Genomic DNA, 8,068 nt, shown 5'->3' on the forward strand with positions numbered 1-8,068 from the left:
ACTACAGTTGACAAAGAGCCAAACAAAAAAGCCTAAAAGATCCTTCGACCATTTTAGACTGTTAAATCATATTCTATCAAAAAATATTTTAATGATTATCTAATCCATCAACTTCTTTTGAGAATTTTTGAGCCATTTCTTCTAATTCGCGATCCTCTTGGTTCCACACCAAAGCATCGTCTGAAATTTCATCGGTATTGGCAAAGAATGTGATGTGATTTTTCAAGTTACGGAGTTTGATTGGGGCATCGCCACCGTATTCGCCATCCAAGTTAATCATCATTCTGCTATCAGACAAAGGCTCAATTTTAAGAAAATCCGTCTTGATGTATTCAATGCGTTTATCTCCAATGTGCTTACCACCATCAAGCACCAAGCGAATCAAGTGCAGGATTTCAATGAGGTTAGCCGTTTTCACTAAAATCAAGGTAAACTTGCCATCGTCTAATTTGGCATCTGGGGCAATTTGCTCAAAACCACCGACAGAGTTAGTAATGGCCGCAAAAATCATGGAAACATCGCCCTCAAAGACGCCATTTTCATAAGTGATCCGAACAGGTACCGTTCGAATGCTAGGCAACAACTCTACCCCTTTGGCCAAGTAAGCCAAGTAGCCAAACATGGTCTTGAGCTGGCTAGGCACGCTGTAAGTTAATTCTGTAAAAGAACCCGCCGCTGCGATGTTGATGAAATAAACATCTTCACGCGCTTGCCCAATGTCCATGGCAATGGTTTGATTTTTCCCGATAATCTTAGCCGCTTCGATAGGATTGCCACGAGGAATTTTTAGGGCACGTGCAAAATCATTGGTTGTTCCTGTTGGGATGATAGCCATTTTTGGACGGTGTTCCAGCGGTGCAATCCCATTAACCACTTCGTTAATGGTGCCATCACCACCAGCTGCAATGACCAAGTCAAAATGGTCTTGAGCCACTCGTTTCGCTTCATCTCGGGCTGAATTAGGTTCTGGGGTCGTCTGAAATGCAGAGGCCTCATAGCCATACCCTTCCAATATATTCAATACTTCTCCGACATTTTTTTTCATGATTTCTTGTCCAGAAGTGGGATTATAGATTAAACGTGCACGTTTTTTTGTCTTTTCCATAAAATACCTCGACATCCATTATAAACCTGCTAACCATTCCTCATCACGAATGGTAATGCCCAAACTTTGTGCTTTGTCCAATTTTGAGCCTGCCTCAGCCCCAGCAATCACAAGGTCTGTCTTTTTAGACACACTACCAGTTACTTTTGCTCCCAATGCTTGCAATTTTTCCTTGGCTTCATTGCGAGTGAAATGCTCCAATTTTCCAGTCAATACGACGGTCAAGCCTGACAATTGGGCATCAGCGGACGCTTTTTGACCTAGATAAGCAAAATTAACCGCAACTGTTCGCAATTCTGCCAGCAAGGTCTGGGCTTCTTCTTTTGCAAAATAGCTGTGTAGAGAATTAGCGATGACATTTCCAATGCCATCAATGTTAGCAATCGCATCCACGGGTGCTTGCTCTAACGCATCAATCGTTTCAAAAACTTCTAATAATTGGCGGCTAACCTTAGCTCCCACATGACGAATTCCCAAGCCAAACAACAATTTATCCGCAGAATTAGCCTTGGAAACCTGAATAGCCTGATAGAGTTTTTCTGCTGATTTTTCCTTGACACCATCCAAAGTCAGCAAATCCGCCACGCTCAACTGGTAAATATCCGCCACATCATGAACCAAATTGGCCTCGAAAAGTTTTTTGACCATTGACGGTCCTAAACCAGTAATGTTCATGGCATGACGGCTAGCAAAATGGGTCAAACGCTCTTGAATTTGGCTTGGACAAAGTGGGTTGATGCAACGCAGAGCCACTTCATCCTCATAATGAATCAACTCGCTACCGCAAGATGGGCACTGTGTCGGAATTGGCATCGGTACTTGCTGGTCGCGTTTACTTTCAACCACATGAAGCACAGCAGGAATAATGTCCCCAGCCTTGTAAACAATAACCGTATCACCGATACGAATGTCTTTTTCGGCAATGTAGTCCACATTGTGCAAGGTTGCTCGGCTAACGGTCGTCCCTGCCAATTGAACGGGTGTTAAGTTAGCGGTTGGCGTCACTACCCCTGTTCGTCCAACGGTCCAGTCAACGGATAGGATTTCAGCTGCCTTTTCCTCTGCCGGAAATTTATAAGCAATGGCCCAGCGTGGTGCTTTCACTGTGAAACCAAGTTCTTCTTGCATGGCTAGGCTGTTTACCTTGATAACAATCCCGTCAATATCATAAGGCAAACGGTCACGCTCTTCAGCGATGTCTTGGATAAAGGTCCAAATCTCATCCATCGATGACGTGGTGATACGCTTAGTATTCACCGAAAAGCCATAACGCGCCAGCTCATCCAAGACCGCATTTTGTGTGGTCATCTGAGTTGCTCCTACTTCTTGGTACAAGAAAGTAGCCAGTTGGCGCTTAGCAACAACTGCCGTATTTAACTGACGCAGAGTACCCGCCGCTGCATTTCTAGGATTGGCAAATTCAGTCTGTCCATTTTCACGACGTTCTTCGTTGATTTTGTCAAAGGATTGTTTGGGAAGGTAAGCCTCACCACGCACAGTAATCGTGAGCGGTTCTTTCAAACGGTGGGGAATATCCTTGATGCGTTTGACATTTTCAGTGATATTTTCGCCAACCGAACCATCGCCACGAGTCGCCCCCACTTGCAAGACACCGTCGACATAAACCAGCGAAATAGACAAGCCATCAATTTTCAACTCAGCCATGTAAGAGGCATTTGGAAATTCTGATTTGACACGGCGGTCAAAGTCGTCCAATTCTTCACGTGAAAAGGCATCTTGTAGGCTATATAGAGGAACTTGGTGTTGGTACTTTTCAAAACCCTCTAAAATAAGCCCACCGACTTCTTGTGTTGGGCTATTGGGTAAAATCCACTCTGGATGTGCTTTTTCAAGGTCAACTAATTCACGGTAAAGGACGTCATATTCACTATCTGACACCGTTGGTTTATCGTCTGTATAATACTCTTTTCGGTATTGGTTGAGTAGGTCAACCAGGTTTTGAATACGCTTTTTCATACTATTATTTTAACATATATTGTCAAAAAGTCTTACTAAAAGTTTAGGAATTCTTAACAAAAAGGAAACGAAAAAAGCCTTCTTCAAAAGAAAGCTTTGCCTTATGCTTAAGCACTGAGATTGATGCGCTTGCTTAATCGGTCCATGATCAGAGAACCGATAAGCAAGGATGCCAATTCTCCCATAGCTGTGGTGAACCAAGTCAACCAGAAAGGTGCACCAAAGAAATGCAATTCTAATGCGACTGTGAACATAGACGCTGAAAAGAAAAACGAAAAATAAAAGAAAGCCTTATTAAACAAGCCATTAAATAGATATTGGTCCTTGTAGCGGTCAAAGAGCATAACACCCAAGCTTACAAAAACAAGCGTTGATAAACCTCCGACGACAACATCAATCAAACCAAAACTGTAAAAATTGGCAATCATACAACCCAGTGTCAAACCAATAATATACTTACGATTGTAAAAAGCCATAAAATTCAACATTTCTGATACACGAAATTGGTAGGCACCGTAGGAAATGGCATTTAAAGGCGGTGTTATCGTTAAAACAACATACAAAGCAGCCACAAAAGCCACTTGAGCAAGGTCACGAACAGTCAATGATTTCATAACTTTCTCCTTTAACGTCAGAGTTTTACACTCCACGTCTTTAATATGCTTGACGAAAGGGAAATAAGCGTCAAGGGTCGTTTGCACAACATTTTAAAGTATAGCACAAATACCAAAAATTTGATATAGTAGTTCTATGAAAAAATTAATCTCTAACGAAGTTTTTAAATACTTGTTTTTCGGTGTCTTGACAACCCTTGTTTACATGGTAACTCGGGTAGCCTTTTTCTCACTCACCCAATCAGCGACCTTTTCAGCCGTTGTCGCTAACATTGTTGCCATTATTTTTGCCTTTGTGACCAATGATTATTTTGTTTTTAACCAAGTTCGCACGGGCTGGTTCAGACGTTTGGTCAAATTTTTCATGGCTCGCTTGGCAACCCTTGTGTTGGACTTGGCTTTGGCTTACCTTCTCGTTACCAAATACCCACAAATTATCGGACAATTCGTCAACGATAACATCGCCATGGTCAACATGGTGGAAACCATCTTCTCGCAAGTGCTTATCATCGTCCTAAACTACGTGCTCAGTAAGTTACTTGTTTTCCGAGATAATCAATAAAAGCTACCATTCTCTTAAAATGATAGCTTTTTTACTTGTCTTTTTTATCTGATGGGGTGTTCTTTTTTCGGCGGTTTAAAATGGATAAGATATCCCCACGTCTGCTTTCCATCTTGCCTTGACTCAGCTCTTGATAAGTGGCATTGAAAACAGCCCCCAAAATCAAAATGCGTGCCAAAAAGATGAACCACATCATCAAACCAAAAATCATAATCGACCCGAAAACTTTAAGGTCAACCATGCGTTCAAAAGTCCTCAAAACATACTGACTAAATAAATTATTCAGGAAAACAAGAACAATAGAGGTCAGAGCGGTTCCTGGCAAAATGAAGCGGAAACACCGAATTTTAACATTGGGCAAAATGAAATACAAAATCATAATGCCAGACACAATGGTCAGCACCGTGACGGGTTGTGCTAGGCTCAAAAGCATTTTTACCAGTGTGTCATCTAAAGGATGATGACGGCTGATGAGTTGCAAAATAGCTTTTGAAAAGGATGAAAAAATCAGCACAAAGGTCAAGAGGAACAAAATGAGCAGACCAGCTAAAATGCCAATCAAACGCCCCACCACAAAATCCCTGTGTTGTGATACACCATAAGCCTTATTGATGGCTTTTTGCAGTGATGTTAGTGATTTGGACATGGTCCAAAAGGCCGTCAAAGTCGCCACTCCCAAAATACCGCCAGATGGGTTTGAAAAAATATCCGTGGTAATGGCAGAAACCGTTGGATAGATATTGGTTGGCAAATTTTTCTCCATAAACGACAATAAGACTGAGATGTCTAAATTGAGATAGGGAAAGATATTTGCAGCAATCACAATCAAGGGAAAAGCTGTCAACATGAGGTAGTAAGCAACTGCGACAGCCGATAAATCCATCTCTGCACTTTGATAATGTTTGACATAAACTTGTAATGGCTGCCACTGCAATTTAGACAACAAAGCATCTAATCGTTGTTGCTTACGCTCCATGCTTAATACGTTCTTTCTTCTCCTTGGCTAGTTAGGATAACTGGACCATCTTTGGTAATCACAAATTGGTGTTCGTATTGGCATGACAAGCCGCCATCTAGGGTTTTGTGAGCCCAGCCAGTTTTTATATCCGTATCAATTTCCCAAGTGCCTGTGTTAATCATTGGTTCAATGGTCAAGACCATGCCTTCACGCAAGCGAAGCCCACGACCAGCCTTACCATAATGAGGCACCATTGGTTCTTCGTGCATAGTTGGACCAACACCGTGACCAACTAAATCACGAACCACACCGTAACCACGGCTTTCAGCGTATTCTTGAATGGCTGCACCGATATCACCGATACGATTGCCGACAACCGCTTTTTCAATACCGATATAAAGGCATTCTCTGGTAACGTCCATCAAGTTTTTAACTTCTTCTGAAACATTTCCAACTGCATAAGCCCAGCAAGAATCCGCCAAACCACCTGAGTAAGATTGGGTATATTTTTTCACTTGAGCAACATTGTCAAAGTCCAATTTTGACACGTCCACAACAGATTTATCAAGCGGTTCACTCAAAACCATATCAACTTTAAGCAAATCGCCTTCTTTTAAAATGTAGTGACGTGGAAAAGCGTGAGCCACTTCATCATTTAAACCACAACAAGTGGCATAGGGGTAGTCCATTACAGAACCATCCACCCCAATTTGAAGGGGCAATACGTTGGCTTCTTTACAGCGACGACGCACATATTCTTCCACTTCCCACATATCCAAGCCTGGTTTGATTAAGTCACGTAAACCAATGTGAACTGAAGCTAGAAAATTACCTGCACAGTCCATAGCTTCAATTTCACGAGTTGATTTTAATGTAATCATATCGTTTGTACTCCCTTTTCATCGTTCAAAATTAATCAGTATTCATTATACACCGAACTGGTGTAAAGGTCAAAAATAGCCCGTAAGCTCTCAGTTAATTTTCGTTGTCACCAAAGCTTTTGCGACGATTTGATTGTCCAGCAAAATTTCAAAATCAATGACAGAACTATGGCGTTTTTCCGTTATCAATCGTGGGCGAATTTCCAAGCAATCGTCAATTTGCACGGCACGCACAAAATAAAGCATGAGCTGCTCCATGACAATGTTTTTTGGGTATTTCTTGGTCAATACCCGCACGCTAATGTCTTTGAGAAATTCGGTCAAAATGCCTTGTGAAAAATTACCCGAGCTATCAATCATGGTTGGTTCCACAGTGAAACGATAAACATCATCTTTTTGATGCAAACTAGCCAACAGCTGCTCGCTGTAAGTGTGAAGGTGAGAATGTTGGAGGTTGGGGAGGTTTTCGACCACCTGACGTCTGGTGATGACACCCAACAAGGTCAAATCTTCCGCCACAACAGGCAACATATTCAAATCTTCAAAAATCATTTTTTGGCTAATATTGGCAAGACTGGCTTGCGGTTTTGCCACAATCAAATTGCGGGACATGATGCTTTTGATGGGCGTTGCATTTTCCTTGCCCAAGACATCTAGCATACTGACCACCCCAATGACCACGTTTTTGTCATTGATGACAGGAAAACGGACATTACGCGTCTGCTTAATCATGTCATTAAATTCGCCAATGGTATCGCCTTCTCGCAAGAAACCGTAATCGTATTTCTTTTGGTAAAATTGCTCAACGGTCGTCAAATCGCGTTTGATTTGCAAATTAGACAAGGCGTGATTGATAATGGTTGCCACGGTAAAGGTGTCATAATGGGACACCATGACAGGAATGGCCAATTCATCTGCCAAGCAAAGCACATTTTCTGAAACGGGCAAGCCACCTGTCACCAAAATGGCATTTTGCTTTTCTAGCGCCAGCAATTGAATATTTTCTCGGTCCCCAACAATCAAAAGCCCGCCTTTGACGAGGTAGTGCAAAACATTGTCACGGGTCATGGCACCAATCGTAAATTTGCTAAATTCACGGTGCAGGCCTGATTTTCCTGCCAAAACTTCCGAATCCGTGATGCGAGCAATTTCAGCATAGGTGAGGCGTTCAATACGAACGGTTGATTTTTTCTCAATGCGCACAGTACCGCTGCGTGGCTTGGTTTCCACGATGCCACGATTTTCAGCTTCTTTTATGGCACGGTAGGCAGTTCCATCGCTCACGTTAAGGTGATTGGAGATGCTGCGTACGCTAACGCGTTTCCCAACAGGAAGATTTTCCAAGTATTCCAATATTTGTTGATGCTTACTCATAACGGTAATCCCTCCTGTTCAATTGATAATCCACATAATCCCGCATTTTATGAGTGTAACGGTCGCTCCCTTTAAATCGCCTTTTTAAACAAAAACCTGATTTTTCCGCCACTTTTTGGCTGGCAATATTTTCCTTATGTGCCACAATGCGCAAACCTTGCAGCCCCAATTCTTGAAAGCTCAAAAAGCAAAGCGTTTTTAAACACTCAGTCATCAGACCCTGTCCCCAAAAATCGCGGTGCAAAAAATAGCCAATTTCAGTCGTCGCACGGCGGCTGTCCAATTTTTCAAAGCGAATGCAACCAATCATCTTGCCGCTCACCTTGTCCTCAATTGCCCAAACCCCAAGCGGCTCTTTCATAAAATAGTGAACCATGACGTAATCACTTTCGGCTTGAGCCTGACAACTTGGAAAAATAAAACGCAAATTGTCAGCATCCTGACAAATATCAAAAAAATCCAAGCGGTCTGAAAAAGCAAAAGGGCGTAAGCGGGTACGGTCGGTTTCAAACGAAGCGTACCGCCCTAATTGTGTCCAAATATCCATGTCCCTATTATAACACACCTTCTTTTTAACTAATCAAAAAGAGGCTAACT

At 42.3% G+C, this 8,068-nt stretch carries 8 protein-coding genes and 1 riboswitch; of the genes, 1 reads left to right on the top strand and 7 read right to left on the bottom strand.

Features of this window, described 5'->3' with window-relative positions; translation table 11 throughout:
• Nucleotides 1-88: 88 nt before the first annotated feature.
• The 3 genes from B3R79_RS02215 to B3R79_RS02225 all read right to left on the bottom strand — a co-directional run bounded on the left by B3R79_RS02215 (nt 89) and on the right by B3R79_RS02225 (nt 3,696).
• Nucleotides 89-1,105: a diacylglycerol kinase family lipid kinase gene (locus B3R79_RS02215; protein WP_168260960.1), complete on the bottom strand. Its 1,017-nt coding sequence runs from the start codon at nt 1,103-1,105 to the stop codon at nt 89-91.
• Between the two features lie 18 nt (nt 1,106-1,123).
• On the bottom strand, nt 1,124-3,082 hold the full coding sequence (ligA, locus tag B3R79_RS02220) for an NAD-dependent DNA ligase LigA (protein ID WP_293693496.1): 1,959 nt from the start codon (nt 3,080-3,082) through the stop codon (nt 1,124-1,126).
• Between the two features lie 107 nt (nt 3,083-3,189).
• On the bottom strand, nt 3,190-3,696 hold the full coding sequence (locus B3R79_RS02225) for a QueT transporter family protein (RefSeq protein WP_154454372.1): 507 nt from the start codon (nt 3,694-3,696) through the stop codon (nt 3,190-3,192).
• Nucleotides 3,694-3,804, bottom strand: a riboswitch (PreQ1 riboswitch). It overlaps the preceding gene by 3 nt.
• Nucleotides 3,805-3,832: 28 nt before the next feature.
• Here B3R79_RS02225 and B3R79_RS02230 point away from each other — a divergent pair.
• Complete coding sequence (locus B3R79_RS02230) at nt 3,833-4,258, top strand: GtrA family protein (RefSeq protein ID WP_154454373.1); 426 nt, start codon at nt 3,833-3,835, stop codon at nt 4,256-4,258.
• 31 nt (nt 4,259-4,289) lie between these two features.
• On the opposite strand, the gene B3R79_RS02235 is transcribed toward B3R79_RS02230, so the two are convergent.
• From B3R79_RS02235 to B3R79_RS02250, 4 genes are all read right to left on the bottom strand, one after another.
• Nucleotides 4,290-5,234, bottom strand: coding sequence for a YihY/virulence factor BrkB family protein (locus B3R79_RS02235; protein WP_293693499.1), 945 nt, complete (start codon nt 5,232-5,234; stop codon nt 4,290-4,292).
• Nucleotides 5,235-5,236: 2 nt separating this feature from the next.
• Complete coding sequence (locus B3R79_RS02240; protein ID WP_293693501.1) at nt 5,237-6,097, bottom strand: methionyl aminopeptidase; 861 nt, start codon at nt 6,095-6,097, stop codon at nt 5,237-5,239.
• Nucleotides 6,098-6,187: 90 nt separating this feature from the next.
• Complete coding sequence (gene spxR / locus B3R79_RS02245; protein ID WP_293693503.1) at nt 6,188-7,471, bottom strand: CBS-HotDog domain-containing transcription factor SpxR; 1,284 nt, start codon at nt 7,469-7,471, stop codon at nt 6,188-6,190.
• A complete protein-coding gene (locus tag B3R79_RS02250) occupies nt 7,464-8,018 on the bottom strand; it encodes a GNAT family N-acetyltransferase (RefSeq protein WP_154454377.1) in 555 nt (184 codons plus the stop codon). Before B3R79_RS02250 ends, spxR begins: the two co-directional genes overlap by 8 nt.
• Nucleotides 8,019-8,068 lie beyond the last annotated feature (50 nt).

It is taken from the genome of Streptococcus sp. UBA3373, from assembly GCF_002360305.1.
Lineage (GTDB): Bacteria > Bacillota > Bacilli > Lactobacillales > Streptococcaceae > Streptococcus > Streptococcus alactolyticus.